General features: G+C 39.9%; 18 protein-coding genes. 12 read left to right on the forward strand and 6 right to left on the reverse strand.

Annotated elements, in window-relative coordinates; all coding sequences use genetic code 11:
• Window positions 1-42: 42 nt before the first annotated feature.
• Complete coding sequence (locus tag ACNSN3_RS03935) at window positions 43-696, reverse strand: OmpW/AlkL family protein (protein WP_010391257.1); 654 nt, start codon at window positions 694-696, stop codon at window positions 43-45.
• A 273-nt stretch (window positions 697-969) separates the two neighbouring features.
• Between ACNSN3_RS03935 and ACNSN3_RS03940 the strand changes: the two genes are divergently transcribed.
• On the forward strand, window positions 970-2,388 hold the full coding sequence (locus ACNSN3_RS03940) for an MATE family efflux transporter (RefSeq protein ID WP_054202105.1): 1,419 nt from the start codon (window positions 970-972) through the stop codon (window positions 2,386-2,388).
• A 71-nt stretch (window positions 2,389-2,459) separates the two neighbouring features.
• Window positions 2,460-3,650 carry a succinyl-diaminopimelate desuccinylase gene (gene dapE / locus ACNSN3_RS03945; protein WP_418608615.1) on the forward strand — a complete coding sequence of 397 codons (1,191 nt, stop codon included), beginning with the start codon at window positions 2,460-2,462 and terminating at the stop codon, window positions 3,648-3,650.
• A 67-nt stretch (window positions 3,651-3,717) separates the two neighbouring features.
• Here dapE and ACNSN3_RS03950 read toward each other — a convergent pair whose 3' ends face one another.
• Window positions 3,718-5,448, reverse strand: coding sequence for a GNAT family N-acyltransferase (locus tag ACNSN3_RS03950; RefSeq protein WP_418608616.1), 1,731 nt, complete (start codon window positions 5,446-5,448; stop codon window positions 3,718-3,720).
• A 159-nt stretch (window positions 5,449-5,607) separates the two neighbouring features.
• Between ACNSN3_RS03950 and ACNSN3_RS03955 the strand changes: the two genes are divergently transcribed.
• The gene (locus tag ACNSN3_RS03955; protein WP_418608617.1) at window positions 5,608-6,528 is read left to right on the forward strand and encodes a 2-hydroxyacid dehydrogenase; all 921 of its coding nucleotides are present in this window, start codon (window positions 5,608-5,610) and stop codon (window positions 6,526-6,528) included.
• Between the two features lie 261 nt (window positions 6,529-6,789).
• Here the strand turns inward: ACNSN3_RS03955 and smrA are convergent, their stop codons facing one another.
• The 3 genes from smrA to ACNSN3_RS03970 all read right to left on the reverse strand — a co-directional run bounded on the left by smrA (window position 6,790) and on the right by ACNSN3_RS03970 (window position 8,274).
• Window positions 6,790-7,371 carry a DNA endonuclease SmrA gene (smrA, locus tag ACNSN3_RS03960; RefSeq protein WP_418609038.1) on the reverse strand — a complete coding sequence of 194 codons (582 nt, stop codon included), beginning with the start codon at window positions 7,369-7,371 and terminating at the stop codon, window positions 6,790-6,792.
• Window positions 7,372-7,502: 131 nt separating this feature from the next.
• Window positions 7,503-7,748, reverse strand: a complete 246-nt coding sequence (locus tag ACNSN3_RS03965) for a hypothetical protein (protein WP_008114416.1) — start codon at window positions 7,746-7,748, stop codon at window positions 7,503-7,505.
• Window positions 7,749-7,854: 106 nt separating this feature from the next.
• Window positions 7,855-8,274 carry a hypothetical protein gene (locus tag ACNSN3_RS03970; RefSeq protein WP_139336328.1) on the reverse strand — a complete coding sequence of 140 codons (420 nt, stop codon included), beginning with the start codon at window positions 8,272-8,274 and terminating at the stop codon, window positions 7,855-7,857.
• Window positions 8,275-8,382: 108 nt separating this feature from the next.
• Between ACNSN3_RS03970 and ACNSN3_RS03975 the strand changes: the two genes are divergently transcribed.
• The gene (locus ACNSN3_RS03975; RefSeq protein ID WP_008114419.1) at window positions 8,383-8,766 is read left to right on the forward strand and encodes a response regulator; all 384 of its coding nucleotides are present in this window, start codon (window positions 8,383-8,385) and stop codon (window positions 8,764-8,766) included.
• A 67-nt stretch (window positions 8,767-8,833) separates the two neighbouring features.
• Here ACNSN3_RS03975 and rpsT read toward each other — a convergent pair whose 3' ends face one another.
• The gene (rpsT, locus tag ACNSN3_RS03980) at window positions 8,834-9,094 is read right to left on the reverse strand and encodes a 30S ribosomal protein S20 (RefSeq protein ID WP_008114420.1); all 261 of its coding nucleotides are present in this window, start codon (window positions 9,092-9,094) and stop codon (window positions 8,834-8,836) included.
• A gap of 295 nt (window positions 9,095-9,389) precedes the next feature.
• Here rpsT and murJ point away from each other — a divergent pair, with 295 nt between their 5' ends.
• The 8 genes from murJ to ACNSN3_RS04020 all read left to right on the forward strand — a co-directional run bounded on the left by murJ (window position 9,390) and on the right by ACNSN3_RS04020 (window position 18,430).
• Complete coding sequence (murJ, locus tag ACNSN3_RS03985; protein WP_041709107.1) at window positions 9,390-10,928, forward strand: murein biosynthesis integral membrane protein MurJ; 1,539 nt, start codon at window positions 9,390-9,392, stop codon at window positions 10,926-10,928.
• A 74-nt stretch (window positions 10,929-11,002) separates the two neighbouring features.
• A complete protein-coding gene (gene ribF / locus ACNSN3_RS03990; protein ID WP_418608618.1) occupies window positions 11,003-11,941 on the forward strand; it encodes a bifunctional riboflavin kinase/FAD synthetase in 939 nt (312 codons plus the stop codon).
• An 18-nt stretch (window positions 11,942-11,959) separates the two neighbouring features.
• Window positions 11,960-14,788 carry an isoleucine--tRNA ligase gene (gene ileS / locus ACNSN3_RS03995; protein ID WP_418608619.1) on the forward strand — a complete coding sequence of 943 codons (2,829 nt, stop codon included), beginning with the start codon at window positions 11,960-11,962 and terminating at the stop codon, window positions 14,786-14,788.
• Window positions 14,789-14,800: 12 nt separating this feature from the next.
• Window positions 14,801-15,301, forward strand: coding sequence for a signal peptidase II (gene lspA / locus ACNSN3_RS04000; RefSeq protein WP_075170606.1), 501 nt, complete (start codon window positions 14,801-14,803; stop codon window positions 15,299-15,301).
• Window positions 15,298-15,738: an FKBP-type peptidyl-prolyl cis-trans isomerase gene (gene fkpB, locus ACNSN3_RS04005; protein ID WP_010391275.1), complete on the forward strand. Its 441-nt coding sequence runs from the start codon at window positions 15,298-15,300 to the stop codon at window positions 15,736-15,738. Before lspA ends, fkpB begins: the two co-directional genes overlap by 4 nt.
• Window positions 15,738-16,667, forward strand: a complete 930-nt coding sequence (ispH, locus tag ACNSN3_RS04010; protein ID WP_054202112.1) for a 4-hydroxy-3-methylbut-2-enyl diphosphate reductase — start codon at window positions 15,738-15,740, stop codon at window positions 16,665-16,667. The genes fkpB and ispH overlap by 1 nt, the downstream gene beginning before the upstream one ends.
• Before the next feature lie 27 nt (window positions 16,668-16,694).
• Window positions 16,695-17,729, forward strand: coding sequence for a sensor histidine kinase (locus ACNSN3_RS04015; protein ID WP_138621439.1), 1,035 nt, complete (start codon window positions 16,695-16,697; stop codon window positions 17,727-17,729).
• Entirely contained in the window at window positions 17,726-18,430 is a 705-nt protein-coding gene (locus ACNSN3_RS04020; RefSeq protein WP_055011713.1) for a LytR/AlgR family response regulator transcription factor, read from the forward strand. Before ACNSN3_RS04015 ends, ACNSN3_RS04020 begins: the two co-directional genes overlap by 4 nt.
• Window positions 18,431-18,507 lie beyond the last annotated feature (77 nt).

Genomic DNA, 18,507 nt, shown 5'->3' on the forward strand with positions numbered 1-18,507 from the left:
AAAAAAGGCCTTACGGCCTTTTTAACACACACATAATCGTTATTAAAACGAGTATTTAAGACCAAACATAGCTACAACAGGGTCAAGTGACACGGTTGAAGTTAATGCTTTTGCGCCATTAGCATATACAGTCGCATCAGTATCTATATCCATGATAGATACCATAGCGTGTAGGCCCCATTTCTCATCAATCTTGTAGTTAGCACCTACTTGAGCAACAAAACCAAATGAATCATCTAGTTTTACTTCCACGTCGTCAGTATTTAAAGTTGCTTTAAGTGCTGCAGAAGGCTGCTCGTCAAAGAACGTCGTATAGTTAATACCTACACCAACAAATGGACGAAGTGCGTAGCTGCTGTCTAAAAAGTGGTATTGTGCAACCAGTGATGGTGGTAAATGTTTAATGTCGGCAATTTTATTACCAGCTAAACCGCCTGTACCTTCTACATCATGAGAGAATGGCGTTGCTGCAATAAGCTCTAACACCCATTGGTCGTTAAATGCATAATCTACAGTAATACCTAACTGAGTATTTGAATCACCTTTTAAACCAAGAGTAGGTGCTTCGTTAATCTTTGAGCCATCGTTATCAGGGTTAACATTAATTGCGCCAACATTAACGCTAAAGTTAGCGTGTGCTGCAGGAGAAAGAGCTAGTAAAGAAGTAAGTATTGCAATGCTTAGTTTAGTTTTCATGTTGTTCTCCGTGAACTACTGTGTGACTATTTGTTGATTGAGGCTATTATCGCTCGAGTTTAAAAATAAAAACCTGTTCTAGATCAAAGTTTCAAAAGCGTATAAGTAAAGAGCCTCTATTTATTGATTTAGATTAAACTTTTACTTACTTAGTGCTCAAAAATTATTGACTGATCACTTAAATACCGGCCGTAAACGAAGTATTCAGAATATAATCAGCTAGTTTTGTTAAACTAGGGCTATGTTCACGGTTTAATAAAAGTAAGCGGCCTCATGACTCCCTCTGGTCAACTATTTCTTCAAGGCTCTATTGCCAAAGCGCTATTAAAATTAGGCATTCCTATTGTCCTCATTAATATTTTGCAGTCTGCTTATCAGCTTACAGATGCTTTTTGGGTTGGCCGGTTAGGGGCTGCGCAAGTGGCTGCTGTATCTATTAGTATGCCTGTCACATTTTTAGTTATTGCGATAGGTTCAGGATTTGCTATGGCTGGGGCGATTTTATCAGCCCAATACATGGGGGCAGGACAACAAGATAAGGTTAACCATGTTGCCGCGCAAACGGTGTTAATGGTGACATTAGTTGCACTATTACTTGGGTTACTAGGCTATGCATTATCACCTTATTTTTTAACCTTACTGGGGGTTGAAGCGGCCGTATATAGTGATGCGCTTAAGTTTATGCATGTATCTTTTATTGGCGTTATTTTTGTATTTATTTATGCCATGTTTCAATCGCTGATGCGGGGTATTGGGCAAACTAAGGTGCCGTTAATTATAGTCAGCACAACCGTGTTACTTAATTTTATACTCGATCCGTTATTCATATTTGGCTATGGTCGTTTTGAGGGGCTTGGTGTGATGGGCGCTGCGCTAGCAACATTGGTTACACAGAGCTTAGCGGCGCTTGCGGGCATCATTATATTTTTACGTGGTCGCCATGGTATTCAATTACAGCTAAAAAGCTTTTACCCCGACTGGCACTATATTAAGCGCGCTTTTTTCTTGGGAGCGCCTGGCTCTATTGAATTATCGACACGTGCATTTGGTTTGATCATCATGTCATTTCTAGTTGCCAGCTTTGGTACTACGACAATTGCTGCTTATGGTGTTGGCTCTAATATTTTGCAAATGGTAATGATCCCCGCTATGGGCTTATCAATGGCGGTATCAACCTTGGTTGGGCAAAATATGGGGGCTGGTAATATCAAGCGGGCTGAGCAGATCACTAAACTTGCTAGTGTGTGGGGATTGTTAGGGCTCTCATGTGTTGGCGCCATTGCATATTTATACGCAGATTCATTAGTTGCATTTTTTATTCCTGACGATAATGACGTTATTACTAATGGGGCGCAGTTTATTCAAGTAATGTGCTTAAGTTGGGGTGGAATAGGGGTGCAACTTTGTATTGTTGCTGCTTTTCGTGCCTCAGGTAATATGCTCAATGCAATGGTTATCGCGTTATTATCACAATGTGTAGTGCAGTTCCCTGCCGCTTATATTCTTTCTAATCATACTGAGCTTGGCGATCAAGGCATTTGGTATTCTTTTGCAATTACTAACATAACCATCGCATTGATAGCATTTGCATGGTTTATGCGTGGCTCTTGGAAAAAAACCAAGTTAACTAAAGAAGATAAGCACATAGTACAGGTTACACGAGAAACATTAATAGAAGAGGGCGCACGTTAGCTAGTAAATTCATAATGCGGTCATAAAAAGTCGTTGTAATAAATACATCGCTAAAACGAGGTGTGTTTATTATGACAAAAGCTAACAATACAAAAGCACAAGCGCCGTACTTAACTATTGCACAGTTAAAAACAGTGAGTCACTTACAAACTCTGATCCGATTTAAATCGATTACTCCTAATCCAGCTGGTGGCATTGAGTGGCTTGCGAACCACCTTACTGAGTTAGGCTTTAGTACAGAGCAATTTAGTTCTAATAATGTGACAAACTTAATTGCAAAAATAACCTTTGGGGCTGGCCCCGTGGTGGCATTTTCTGGGCATATTGATGTGGTACCCGCAACGCAAGGTGGCTGGTTAGCCGATCCGTTTAGTGGACACATAATTAACGATGCAATTTATGGGCGTGGTGCCGCCGATATGAAAGGAGGCATTGCCGCGATGCTTAGTGCAACGCAGACGTTAATAAACAGCGCGCAGCAAAAGCAGGGAACATTATTTTGGCTGATCACCTCAGATGAAGAAGGTGAGGCGGAGCATGGCTCTGTGTTGATTGCCAAGCGATTAGCACAACAGGGCGTTGTGCTTGATGGCTGTATTGTTGGTGAGCCAACCAGCCACCTGCAGGTAGGTGACACTATAAAAAATGGTCGACGTGGAGCCTTATCTGCGCGATTAACTATTCAAGGAAAGGCTGGGCATGTAGCCTATCCTGAGAATACCATTAATGCTGCGCACATCAGTGCTGAAGTAGTTAACAGGCTCACACAAATAGACTGGCCTTTAGATGAACTTAGTTCAAAAACAACGCTGCAAGTCACCGGTATTAATATTGATAATGTGCTAGATAACCTCGTGCCAGCCCAGTGTGATATTACTTTTAATATTCGCTATAGCCATGGGTATAAAAGTAAACATGTCAAGCAACGTGTGTTTGCTGCACTGAAGGATTTCAGCGAGCATTTGGTTATACAGTGGGAGCGTCCATGTGAACCCTATTATACAAGCCATAAGATTGAGAGTTGTTTACTCGCTCAGTTAGAGCAGGCAATTTTTAAAGTGACGGGGAATTATCCTTTATTAAGCACCAGTGGTGGGACGTCGGACGGACGATTTTTTGCACAGCAAAAAACACAAGTCATAGAGTGTGGGGTACGAAACCATAGTATTCATCAGGTTAATGAACATGTACCGATTTGCGACTTGTTAGAAATAGAAAAAATTTATAAGCAATTACTCCATGGTATTTTTACTCAGCCTTGAAGTATTAATAACTATTAAAGCGCCGCTAAATGCCGCTTTAATAGTTATTCGACTAAGGGTTAACGCTTTAACTTGCTGATGCTGATTTATCAGTACCCAAGTAGCGCTTTGCTTTGCTTGGTTTTACTTTTTCAAGATCAACCAATACTAGGCCATCAATACAATTATTGAATTGTGGATCAATACTAAAGCTTAAAAATTTAACTCCATTTGGTTCGCATAGCTCTGTATATTGTTTAAATAGTGTGGGTACATGCGTGCCCATGTTAGCGAGTATGTGTTTAAGCTCTACAAAATCTTCTTTTATATTATTACCCTCGAACAAGTTAGTGCACTGAGTTTGCTGTTCAGGTGTGTGACGAAAAGCATTGTTAGGCGTTGCGAGTGATTTTTCACAGCCATAATAGTGCTGATAATAATGCACTAATAAAGACTTTGCCTGCTCAGGTAGTGCGTTTGACACACTCACCGCACCAAATAAGTAACGGTATTGAGGGTAGCGATTTATAAAAGCGCCAATACCATACCATAAGTAGTCGAGACTTTTTCTGCCCCAATATTTAGGTTGTACAAAGCTTCGGCCTAGCTCTATGCCTTGTTTAAAATAAGGAGTCATATCTTGGGTATAATTAAATAGGCTATCGGTATAAAGCCCACTTTGTGAGTGTTGTTCAATCACATCCTGTGCACAAGCTAATCGGTAAGCACCCACCAACTCTAGTGCATATTCATCCCACAATACTAAGTGCTGATAGTGCATATCGTATTTATCTATGTCTCGGCGGTTTCCACTACCTTCACCTACAGCCCGGAAAGCGATTTCTCGTAAGCGGCCCAGTTCACGAAATAAGGGAGAGCTTCCTTGGTATTGGTACAAATAAATCACCATGCCATCACTGGTTTTACCTAAATGTTCGCAGCATTCTATGGCTTTTTTTAATTCTTTTTTACATTCAGGAGAGGCGATCGGAGCATGAGTTTTTAATGGTAGCGTTTTTTTTGTGGTTAAACGATATAGTTGCTTACGGATTAGCTCAACCACTTCTTTGTCTTTTAAGTCTGGGATTAAATAAGACTCAGGAGCAATGGAAGCGCCAATTTCAAACTCGAGTGATTTTTGACGTTGCTTAAACATTTCTTTTACCAGTAATAAGCTAGCCAGTGGTTTATAAAGCATTGATGCGCCGTAAAACAGCGGACTATTTCTGGCTTTAATATAGATAGGCAAAATAGGGCTGTTAGCCTTTTTAGCAATGCGTAAAAAGCCACTGTTCCATTTGCAGTCTTTTATACCCGTAGGACGAAGTCGAGAAACTTCACCGGCAGGGAAAATAAGTAACGCTCCTTCATTTTTTAAGTGCTGGTGGATATTACTCAGCTCTTGTTTTTTACTTTGCCCTGATAGGTTATCAACGGGTAGTAATAACGAATGCATGGCGTCAACGGTCATTAACATACGGTTAGCCACCACTTTTAAATCGGCTCTTACCGTTGATAACACATTAATTAATGCAAGCGCATCTAAGGAGCCGATAGGGTGGTTTGCAATAATGACAATTTTTCCTTCACTGGGAATATTTTCTATTTGCTTAGCTTTATAACGAGTTTCAAAATCAAGTTCATCAAGTACTTGCTCTACAAATTCTATTCCTTGAAGGTGGGGATAGGCAGTTGCAAAGTTTGTAAATTCTTGTTCATGTAATAAGTAGCTAAGACTTTTTTTTACCAGTTTTTTTATTTTAAATGAGTTAGTTAACTGTGGTAAATTGGTTGCTATTACTTTATCTACACTGATCATACGCACCTCTTTTTATACTAGGCTAAGGCCAATATGTTTAGCTTAGAGTGCGGATATGACAATACGCGGTCAGTTGTGTGACTTTTTAAAACCGTTTACTTACTATTGAATTAAACCATACCAGTACTACTATTTACGGTTACTTTTTAAGGAATCATCATGTCAGTTTTAGTCGCGATTACCGGTCGAGATAACACAAAATTAATTGCAAGAATGCAATCACAATTACCCAATATTCAAATTGAGCAGCTTGATGATTGCCAAGATTTTGCAAGTGTGGAATTTGTACTGGCTTGGAATGCGCCCGCGTCTTTATGGCCAAAGTTGATAAATTTGAAAGCGGTGTCATCGTTTGGTGCTGGGGTTGATAGTATCGATTTAAGTTTACTACCTGCACATGTTGAAGTAGTGCGCATTGTCGATAAACAGTTAGCCAATGACATGGCTGAATATGTACTTACTCATGTATTAGCGCAAAAATTGCGATTAAAAGAATATTTTTTAAAACAACAGCAAAGTGAATGGAAACCCAAAAGAGCGCATAAGCATAATCAAGTGAGTATTTTAGGGTTTGGCGAACTAGGTCAAGCATGTGCACATAGGCTAGTTAGTAACGCTTTTAAAGTCAATGCTTGGAGCCGAAGTCCTAAAACATCAACCATAGCAACACTCTACCATGGTGATCAGGGACTAAATGATATGTTAGTGAATACAGATTATTTAATCTGTCTACTGCCACTTACTAGCAATACCAAAGGTATTATTAATCAACAGTTGCTTAAGCAACTTCCTGAGCATGCTGTGTTAATTAATGTGGCCCGAGGTGAGCATGTTGTTGAAGCTGATTTGCTCGATGCGCTCAACAACGCACGTTTACGAGCAGCAACGCTTGATGTATTTTCCTGTGAGCCACTACCAAGCGAACACCCTTATTGGCAGCATCCAAATATTACTTTAACGCCGCATTGCGCTGCGTTGTCAGATCTAGATAGTGTTGTTGAACAAATAGCAGATAATATTTTGCGTTTAAAAGCGAGACAGCCATTAATTAATTGCATTAATAAGCAGCAAGGTTATTAGTTTAGAGTTGTTTGACTTTAAAGGATTAAAATTTGTTTAACTTTTAATAGAAACAGCTTGTTAACATTTGTAATTTTTATTATTGTTAAAAGCCGTTCTAACAATAATAATAAATAAATAGGATGAATTATGAAACCCAGTCAAGGGGGCGCAAAAATCAGCATTGTGGTTGTATCTATCATTATATTAGGAATATCTGCTTGGTTTAACCAAGCCAATGCGACAGTGCTGCTCAACTAATTCTTATTACCACAGTAGGAATTAGCTACGCTTGCTGTGGATTTCTCGGTTTTGATGCTTCTTATCATCACTCTTCTTCAGTAAGACATACGTTGCACCACTTCCTCCATGCTGCCTGAGTGCAGTATGAAATGCTAAAACACAGGGAATAGTTTGCAACCACTGGTTTACGTAACTTTTTAAAATACCCAGTTTGGCTTTATTTTTAATTCCTATTCCATGACGAACAAGAACCATTCTTATATTACGCTGGTGGCAGTCTTTAACAAAGGCTAACAAAGAAGCATGGGCGTTTTTTAAAAGTTGTCCGTGTAAATCTAATGTCGCATCGAGCTGATATTTAGCTAGTCTTACGTTTTTAAAAACCGGGCTTTGCACGCCATCTCGTTTAAAGCTTAATATGGCGAGTGGGTCGAGCAATTCAAGTGGTTCATCTAACGGATTAAATTGTTCACTGTTTAAGTTTAATTGTGCAGCTTTGTTTTTTTCTTGCTGTGCGATAACCGTTTTATGACTTTTAGATGGTAATGTCACGGTGTCGTGATTGATAGGGGTAACATCTTCCATAGAGGATAAGAATAAATCGAAATCTGACAACGGTATGGGCTTATCTCAAAATAGGCTAATACGAGATAAATTTTAACTTAGTTCAAACTAAGACCCAAGATTTTTAAAGTTGTGGAATAAAAAAAGCCCAGAAAAACTGGGCTATAAAATATTCTAAGGGGAAGTAATTAGTGCTGAGATACAGTAAATTGTCCAAATGTATAAACTTTAAACAAATAAAATGTGTTGATCAAAACTAAACTCATATTTGAAATAATACTCGACGACATAAGATCTAAGCTAAATGATAGGAATAACAAACCACAAGCACTAATCGCAGCAACGCGAAGCAGTGTCAGTTGGTTAATAAAGAATGCACCTAAACCTAGTGCAAGTAGTAATGTATTTAAAAGCCAATCTAGCTCGTTTAGCATGGTCGTTTCAATAGTTCAGTTGTTGAAAAAAGGAGCGCCATTATGTTGATCTTTTGCACAGCTTTCAACCAAGTAATTTTAAATTTTCAGATTAGTTTTTTTAATGTTAAAAGTAAGTGAGTAATACTGAAAATATTCCCTCTTCAGCAATAATTCGATATTTTTGGCAGCTTTGCGGCTGCTGTAAATCAATACATAAATAAAGTGTTCTTCGCTGCGTATCAAGTCGCGGATGAAGGGTTGAGTCCAATAGTTTTGGTTCGCTTGAAAACACCCCTGGCCAATACACACTTTGGCTTACCATAGATGATTTTTTATAAGTAAGTAAGCTTGGCTTTGGTATTAAAACAAGTATAAGTAATAATATCGTGAAAATAAAAAACAGGGCCAGCTTGATATCACGCTTAGTGTTCTTTGATTGCGGCTTTAATTGTGAGCCAAGGTTTGCAAGCTTATTAGTGGATGTAGGTTTAACAGTAATCGTTTTATTTTTTTTGCGGCGACTCTTTTTTGTGGTTTTCGACATAAAGCAAATCTGGCCTTTTTAGCTTAGCTCTCTATAATAAAGTAAATATTTGTATTTTAAGCAAATCACCAATTTCGCAGACATGGCTTTAGCCTATAAGGATTATATATGAATACGCAGCTATCTATTTTAATAGTTGATGATGTTAGCACGGTGCGTAGCTTTCTCAGTCAAACATTGATGCATTTAGGGATAGAGAATGTAAAAGAGGCGTCAACGGCCGCGCAGTGCATTAGCGAGTGTCGTGCAGCCAATTTTAATATTATATTTTTAGATATAGAACTACCTGATGGCGACGGTAAAGAGCTTATTGCGCAAATTAATGAGTTATCACCAGAGACAAACGTGGTGATGGTGTCGGCTCATTCAGGCGTTGAAAATGTGAAGGATGCGATAGATAGAGGGGCTAAAGGATTTGTAGTTAAGCCATTTTCTCCAAAGAAAATTGCGGCGATGTTGAAAAAGTTTTACCCAGAGCTTGATAACGTTTAATAGGCGCATTTATTTTGGGCAAAAAAAAACCGGCAAAAGCCGGTTTTTTTAATCTTGCAAAAACAAATTATAGCGCTTTAATTTTAGCAGCTAAACGGCTCTTATGACGAGCAGCTTTGTTTTTGTGGATTAGACCCTTAGTTGCGTAACGGTCTAGGATAGGTGTAGCAACAGAAAAAGCTTGCTGTGCAGCTTCTTTATCGCCAGCTTCAATAGCTACGATTACTTTTTTGAAGTAAGTACGCATCATTGAACGACGGCTTGCGTTGTGCTGACGGTTTTTTTCGCTTGTGATAGCGCGTTTTTTTGCAGACTTGATGTTAGCCAAGGTTTGCTCCTAACAATCTTAAATAAAGCTTAAATTAAAGGCCGTGGAATATGCCTGTTTTTATCATGAATGTCAATTTAATTTTAACAATCCAAGAAAAACTGCTCCTTATAACGAACATCAATTTGCCGCTTTAGCAGTTAATAGCGCTATTGTAACAAAGCAAGGGGTTCCAGCCTAGTGCTTTAAAGCGATTTATAAAAAAGACTATGGCATAATTAACTTAATTGCTGATTTTTAATATGGATTCATAGTGTCAAAAGGTTTGTTTCGTTCTGGGATGATTGTAAGTGCAATGACAATGATCTCGCGTATTTTAGGGCTAGTACGAGATGCCGTCGTAGCTAACTTGTTGGGCGCAGGCGCTGCGGCCGATGTATTTTTATTTGCTAACCGTATTCCTAATTTTTTACGCCGTTTATTTGCCGAAGGGGCTTTTGCGCAAGCATTTGTACCGGTATTAAGTGAAATTAAACAGCAGCAAGGCGATGAGAAGGTCAGAATATTTGTTGCCCAAGCCGCCGGCACGTTAGGCACTATTTTACTGATAGTGACGCTCTTTGGTGTGATAGCGTCACCTGTTATTGCTGCTTTATTCGGCACTGGTTGGTTTATTGATTGGTGGCAAGGTGGCCCTGACGCAGAAAAGTTTGAGCTTGCCAGTTCGCTATTAAAACTGACTTTTCCTTATTTGTTTTTTGTAAGCCTTGTGGCGCTCAGTGGCGCTGTGATGAACGTTTATAATCGTTTTGCCGTTGCGGCTTTTACCCCGGTTTTACTCAATGTATCTATTATTAGTTGTGCCATTTTACTACATGATCAGTTTTCTGTAGGCGCTTATGCGTTAGCTGTTGGCGTGTTTTTAGGAGGCGTGGTACAGCTATTATTTCAACTGCCGTTTTTGTATAAAGCAAAAATGCTAGCGCGCCCGCGCTGGGGTTGGCAAGATGAAAATGTGAAAAAAGTACGCAAGTTAATGCTCCCAGCCTTATTTGGTGTATCAATTAGTCAAATTAACTTATTACTCGATACGGTAATAGCTTCATTATTGATGACAGGCTCTATCGCTTGGCTGTATTACTCAGATAGACTGATTGAATTCCCACTTGGTTTATTTGGCATTGGTATTGCGACGGTTATTTTACCTGCGCTGTCAAAATTACACAGCAGTAAAAAAAGTAGCGACTTTCAACATACCCTAGATTGGGGAGTGAGGTTTGTGATTTTTTTAGGGCTTCCAGCAATGATAGGATTGATGATTATAAGCCCACTTATTATTACCGTGCTGTTTGATCATGGCGCTTTCAAAGAAGCGGGCATCGATCATGTTAAGGCGGTGAGCTTAGGGGTGGTTGCCTACTCAGTAGGATTAGTCAGTTTTATGTTAATTAAAGTCCTCGCGCCTGGGTTTTATTCTCGGCAAGATACTAAAACACCGGTACGCATTGGTATTATTACTTTGGTACTAAATATGGTGTTTAATATTATGCTGGCACCATTTATTGGCTACTTAGGTTTGGCACTGGCAACCTCAATGTCGGCAAGTTGTAATGCCTACTTACTGTATCGACAGCTTAAAAAAGAGAATGTTTATCAGTTTTCCAGCATGAGTGGCTACTTCACTTTGAAGTGTTTGTTGGCAAGTATAACAATGGGCGCATTGGTTTGGTTTACTAGTAGGCAATATGACTGGGTTAGTTGGCACTTTAGCGAACAAGTTATGTTATTGGTTGTGTTATTAATTATTGCGATTGTTAGTTACTTTTTTATGTTGTTTTTGATGGGTGTTAGACTAAATACGATAAAAAGTGTAGCAATTACTGAATCAAATTAAAAAAAAGATTATAATCGGACACTCTGCGGCCCGAGGTCGCATTTTATCGCTCGCTGAAAAAGGCATTAGGTGGCATGGAGTTAATTAGAGGTATACACAATATACGTCCACAACACTTTGGTTGTGTGCTGACCATTGGTAATTTTGATGGTGTTCATTTGGGTCATGCTGCCGTATTAAAAGGGCTTTTAGCTGATGCAAAAGAAAATAATTTACCCAGCACTGTAATGTTATTTGAGCCTCAGCCACAGGAGTTTTTTGCAAAGAGTAACGCTCCGGCTAGGCTGACTCGACTGCGTGATAAACTTCGTCTATTGAGTAACTTAGGAATTGAACGCGTTATTTGTATTAGCTTTAATCAGGCTTTTGCAAACATGCATGCTGAGCAGTTTGTTAGCGATATTTTAATTAAAAAGCTGGGCGTTAAAGCATTAACGGTTGGTGATGATTTTAGGTTTGGTAAACAGCGCCAAGGTAACTTTAGTCTATTGGCAACTATGGGCACCCAAGTGGGAATGAGTGTTAAAAGCACTGCCAGCTTTAGGCAATTAAATGCTAGAGTAAGCAGTACCTTGATACGAGAAGCGCTTGCTGAAGGTGACTTAGTTAGTGCAAAAGTTATGCTTGGGCATAATTATGCAATATCTGGACGTGTTATTCATGGCTGGAAAAAAGGCCGCGAACTGGGTTTTAGAACGGCAAATATTGCACTAAAACGTCAAGTTTGTCCGGTCAATGGTGTATTTGCGGTTCAAGTGATGATCGCAGGAAAGAAAGTTTTTGGGGTGGCTAACATTGGAAACAAACCCACGTTTAATGGAACTCGTGCCTTATTAGAAGTTCACCTTTTTGATTTTGCACAAGATATTTATGGACAATTTATGCATGTGGAGTTAATTGAAAAACTCCGCAATGAGAAAAAATTCGAGACATTAACACAACTGACGGCACAAATAGCAACCGATGTTGCCGCCGCTAAGCAGTGTTTTGGTTTAAAATTAGGTAGCCGATAGAAACGGAAAGTAGGATTAATGAGCGACTACAAACATACTTTGAATTTACCGGAAACAATGTTTCCAATGCGTGGCAATTTGGCACAACGTGAACCAAAAATGCTTAAAGCATGGTATGAAGACGACCTATACGGTCAAATTCGCAGCGCGAAGAAAGGTAAAAAAACTTTCATTTTGCATGACGGCCCTCCGTATGCAAACGGCGATATCCATTTAGGCCACTCAGTAAATAAAATATTAAAAGATATTATTGTTAAGTCTAAAACTTTATCAGACTTTGATGCGCCATACGTACCAGGTTGGGACTGTCATGGTTTACCAATCGAGTTAATGGTTGAGAAAAAAGTCGGTAAACCCGGTGTTAAGGTAACTGCGGCAGAGTTTCGTGAGAAATGTCGTGCCTATGCTAAAAAGCAAGTGGAAGGCCAAAAAGTAGACTTTAAACGTTTAGGCGTTTTTGGTGATTGGGATAAACCTTACCTAACCATGAACTTTGACTTTGAAGCTAATGCCATTCGTGTACTGGGCCGCATTATAAAAAATGGTCACCTTCATAAAGGTGCTAAGCCTGTGCATTGGTGTACAGATTGTGGTTCAGCATTAGCTGAGGCCGAAGTTGAATACCAAGATAAACAATCTCCAGCTATTGATGTACGCTTTACTTTTACAGATCAAGATGCGGTAGTTAATGCGTTTGATTTAGCGGCTGGCCATACAGGAACAGGTAGCGTAGGAACCGTCATTTGGACTACGACACCATGGACTTTGCCAGCAAACCGTGCGGTAGCTGTGCATGCTGATTTAGAATACGCGCTAGTACAAGTAGAAGATGAAGGCGTTCAGCAACGTCTTATTATAGGTTCTGAGCTGGTTAAAGATGCGATGGATCGTTTTGGTTTTAACCATTTCCATATCCTTGGCTATGTTAAAGGCGCAGCACTTGAAAACTTAACCGTAGCACATCCTTTTTATGACCTTAATGTTCCTGTTATTGTTGCTGAGCACGTAACAACAGATTCTGGTACGGGTATCGTGCATACTGCACCAGGTCATGGTCAAGAAGATTTCGTGGCAGGTCTTGAGTACAATCTTGAAGTAGCTAACCCTGTTGGCGCAAACGGTGTGTACTTACCTGATACTGAATTATTTGCCGGTCAACATGTGTTTAAAGCCAATGCGAGTGTAATTGAGGTATTAAAAGAAAATAATGCCCTAATGCATCATCATGCATTAACGCACAGCTACCCACATTGCTGGCGCCATAAAACACCTATTATTTTCCGTGCCACACCACAATGGTTTGTTAGCATGGATCAGGCTAACTTGCGCCAAGACTCACTGGCTGAAATTAAAAATACCCAATGGTTACCTGAATGGGGCGAAAGCCGTATTGCCAACATGGTTGAAGGCCGCCCTGATTGGTGTATTTCACGCCAACGTACTTGGGGTGTACCTATTGCGCTGTTTGTTGATAAAGACACGGGTGCATTACACCCAAATACTCAAGAGCTGATTGAGCAAGCAGCAGCGCTTGTTGAAAAGTCAGGTATTCAAGCATGGTATGACCTAGAGCCAGCTACTTTACTAGGTGAAGAAGACGCACAACAATACATGAAAGTGCAAGACACACTCGATGTGTGGTTTGATTCAGGTGTAACTCATGCCTGTGTTGTTGATGCGCGTGAAGATTTAACCGGTCCTGCTGATTTATACCTAGAGGGTTCAGATCAACACCGTGGTTGGTTTATGTCATCAATGATGACCTCAGTGGCAATAAATGGTCATGCACCTTACAAACAAGTGCTAACGCATGGCTTTACGGTTGATGAAAACGGCCGCAAAATGTCTAAGTCATTAGGTAATGTTATTTCACCACAAAATGTGATGAATAAACTAGGTGCTGATATTTTACGTTTATGGGTAGCATCAACTGATTACACGGCAGAAATGACGGTATCAGATGAAATATTCAAACGTTCAGCAGATCGCTACCGTCGTATTCGTAACACCAGCCGTTACTTACTTGCTAACCTTAGTGGTTTTGATCCAAAAACGGATCAAGTTGCTGTGGATGATATGGTTGAGCTTGATAAGTGGATTGTAGGGCGCGCAGCACAGTTACAAGATGACATTTTAGCAGCGTACGATAGCTACCAAATGCTATTAGTAACGCAAAAGCTAATGAACTTCTGTACCGGTGAGCTTGGTTCGTTCTACTTAGACGTTATAAAAGATCGTCAGTACACGGCAAAAAGCGACAGTCATGCACGTCGTTCTTGTCAAACCGCGCTGTACCACATTGCTGAAGCGATGACGCGTTGGATGGCACCAATCATGAGCTTTACAGCACAAGAAATTTGGGAAGCACTTCCAGGTGAGCGCAGTGACTATGTATTTACTTCAACTTGGTATGAGGGCTTACAAGCGCCAACTACGACCAAGTTTAGTAATGAAGATTGGCAAGCAATTTTAAATGTGCGTGACGAAGTAAACCGTCTGCTAGAAGCTGCACGTAAAGAAGAAGTGATTGGCGCTACATTACAAGCAACAGTTAACTTGTTTGCAAGTAAAGAACTTGCAGCAAAACTGACCGCACTAGGTGATGAACTTCGCTTTGTGTTACTTACTTCAGCTGTAAATGTTACTGAAGTAGAGAGCCAGCCTGCAGACTCACAAGCAACCGAAATTGAAGGTTTATACATTAGCGTATCAGCAACAGAGGCTAAAAAGTGTGAGCGTTGTTGGCACTATAGTGAAGATGTAGGCGTTGAGCCTGCGCACCCTGAAATCTGTGGTCGTTGTGTAAGTAACGTTGACGGTGAAGGTGAAAAGCGTCAATTCGCTTAGGAGTTGTTTTTAGTGAGCAAACTAACCCAAAAAAGTGGTTTAGTGTGGCTTTGGTTGAGTCTATTACTACTAGTAATAGACTTTGCCAGTAAAACACTGGTTGTAAACACCATGGCTTATGGTGAGTCAATTAATCTACTGCCTATTTTTAGTATCACTTATGTACATAACTACGGTGCAGCTTACAGCTTTTTAAGCGAAGCGGGTGGCTGGCAACGCTGGTTTTTAAGTGTAATAGCAATCGCAATTAGTTGTTTGTTGATATGGTGGTTAAAGCGCCTTCCTGCGTCTAATAAAGTATTGTGCGGTGCATATTCGTTAGTGTTAGCGGGTGCTATCGGTAACTTATACGACCGTGTTGCTTATGGATACGTTATTGATTTTTTACATGTGTTTTACGAAGACTCACATTTCCCCGTATTTAATATTGCAGACTGTGCTATTTGTATTGGCGCTGCATTATTACTATTTGACGCCTTTACAGGCGAAGAACCAAAGGAGCATAAAGCATGAGCCAAGCTGTAATTGGTGAAAACTCAGACGTTATTTTTCATTTTTCTATTAAACTAGAAGATGGCTCTGCCGCTGACTCAACAAAAGTGCATAACAAACCTGCCAAGCTCACTATGGGTGATGGCAGCTTAACCGCTAACTTTGAAAAATGTTTGCTTGGCCTAACTGCGGGTGAAAGCAAAACATTTGAACTTGAGCCTGAAGATGCCTTTGGTCAACCTAATCCAGATAATATTTATTATGTAGATCGTAGTAAGTTTGGTGCAGAAACACCGGCTAAAGTAGGGGCGATTATTGCCTTTACTCAACCTGATGGTACTGAGCTTCCAGGCCTGGTTCGTGAAGTGCAAGGTGAGTCTGTCACTATCGATTTTAACCACCCTTTAGCGGGTCAACGTTTAACGTTTGAGGTTGATATTATTGAGGTACAAGGTTAATGGAAATATTACTAGCTAATCCACGAGGCTTTTGCGCCGGTGTTGACCGCGCAATTAGTATTGTTGAGCGCGCTTTAGATATTTTTGAAAAACCAATCTATGTAAGACACGAAGTGGTGCATAACCGTTATGTAGTCGATGGTTTAAAAAATCGCGGCGCCGTGTTTGTTGAAGAACTAGATCAGGTTCCAGATGACAGCATTGTTATTTTCAGCGCTCATGGTGTATCTCAGGCTGTTCGCTCAGAGGCTAAACGCAGAGAGTTAAAAGTATTTGATGCAACCTGTCCGTTAGTGACTAAGGTGCATATGGAAGTAACGCGTGCTAGTAAAAAAGGTATTGAATGCATCTTAATTGGTCACCACGGACACCCTGAGGTTGAGGGTACTATGGGTCAATACGATAACGAGCAAGGTGGTATTTACCTTGTTGAAACGGTTGATGATGTGTTAAAGCTTGATGTAAAAAATGCGGATAATCTTTTTTACTGCAGCCAAACAACTCTATCTGTAGATGATACTGCCGATGTGATTGATGCTTTACGTAGTAAATTTCCTGCAATCGATGGCCCACGTAAAGATGATATTTGTTATGCAACGCAAAACCGTCAAGATGCGGTTCGTGATTTAGCTGATAAAGTAGATGTGTTATTAGTTGTGGGTGCTAAAAATAGCTCCAACTCTAATCGCTTAAGAGAGCTGGCAGATAAAATGGGGACGCAAGCCTATTTAATTGATGATGCTAGTAATGTTGAAGCATCATGGTTTGATGGTATCAATAGTGTAGGTGTGACTGCCGGTGCTTCAGCTCCTGAGGTATTAGTTCAGCAAGTCATTACTCGTTTAAAAGAGCTTGGTGGCACGCAAGTAACCGAGAACCCAGGTGAAGAAGAAAACATCGTTTTTGCTGTACCAGTAGAGCTGCGTTAGTCTATTAATAGATAAAAGGAGGGCCGAATGAGTAAGCAACTGACACCAGATGCACTACTTTTTTCGGCCCTTTTTAATGAGCGTGGTGTACTTGCATCCCTCGTAGTAACACAAGTCGTGGCTATTATTTTAGCTTTTGCTCCTAATGCTGGCGGTGACATATGGCTGCACTTGGGAGAGATTAGTTTATTTCTTCATGTAACAGTATTAGTCAGTACCTCTTTTTTATACATTTGCCGGCGATTTCTTGCAAAACAGCCTCAGTTTATTCAGCTTAGTTTTTTTATTGCTGTATATAGTCTGAGCACTGCTTTATTTAGTCTGGCTTTTTCTCATATTGCTTTTGATATAGAAAACGAAAAACAACTTACGTTTTTTGTGTTACGTAATTGCATTATTGTATTTTTGCTTACCTTACTTTTTGTACAATTTTTGCTTATTCATTTTGAAAAAGAACAGCAAGCCAAAGCACTCTCTCGAGCGGAGCTTGATGCCTTGCAGGCGCGGATCAGACCCCATTTTTTATATAATAGTTTGAATACGGCAGCAGAATTAACGCATCATGACGTTGAAGCTGCTGAGAATGCTATTTTGGCATTAGCAGCGCTTTCGCAAGCTGCAATGCGTTCAGGGCAAAGTGTATTACTCAGTGATGAAATAATATTAACTAAACAATATATTGCTCTTGAATCATGGCGTTTTGCAGAGCGTTTACAGGTTGAGTGGTTATTACCAGAAAACCTCCCTGCGCTCTATATTCCATATCTAACATTACAACCTTTGGTAGAGAACGCAGTATGTCATGGTGTAGAGCCCAGCCAAAGTGGTGCTACCATTAGTATTGAGTTGCATGTTACAACACATTATTTAACCTTGATTGTAACTAACCCTGTACCTACTGAAACTGCTAATACTAGAGAGCATAACGGTATGGCAATTGATAATATCCGTTCTCGTTTAAGTATTTATTATAAAGGTCGGGCGCAATTGACTATAACCAACAAAGAAAATAAATTTAGAGTTAAAGTGGTTATCCCAAAACAAACAGAGAACATGTTATGAATGTACTGATTGTAGATGATGAACCCTTAGCAAGAGCACGCTTAAAGCGTTTACTTGGTCAAAGCCATACATCCCTTCATGTGCAAGGTGAGGCCGATAATGGCAATGACGCTTTAATGAAAATAGAAGAGCTTCAGCCTGATTTAGTGTTTTTAGATGTTGACATGCCAGGCTTAAATGGCATCGAAGTGGCTAATCAACTCAATGGCTTGGCGGTTCCCCCTGCGATTATTTTTATAACCGCTCACCCTGAGCATGCACTTGATGCACTGCAACTAAATGCAGCTGGGTATTTAGTAAAACCTATATCAGTAAAAAGTTTGCAACATGCATTACAACAGCTAGGACGTTTAAACAGAGTACACCTGCAACAGCAACATACAGAAAAAGTAACGTATCAACTGGCCGGCACTATCAGAAGTATTGAAATAGAGAGTATTTTTTATTTTAACGCAGAGGAAAAGTATACCAAGGTTGTGTTTGATCAAGGGGAAGCTTTAATTGAGGACAGTTTAAAGCATCTTGAAATGCAATACCCGCATCATTTATTAAGAATTCATCGACATACTTTGGTGAATAAGAACAAAATCATTGCCCTACATACGCTTAAAAACCATCAACATGTTATTGAGCTACAAGGCTGTAGCGCTTTTTTAGCTGTAAGTCGTCGAGCACTCAAAAGCGTAAAAAGCGAACTTTAATACACCTACCCATTAACCGCTTATCAACATAATTAACCGTTAGTCATGGTTCTAGTTGAATCTAATTTTTAATTGCA

The sequence above is a fragment of the Pseudoalteromonas sp. US3C1004 genome (assembly GCF_048401065.1).
GTDB classification, from domain to species: domain Bacteria; phylum Pseudomonadota; class Gammaproteobacteria; order Enterobacterales; family Alteromonadaceae; genus Pseudoalteromonas; species Pseudoalteromonas undina.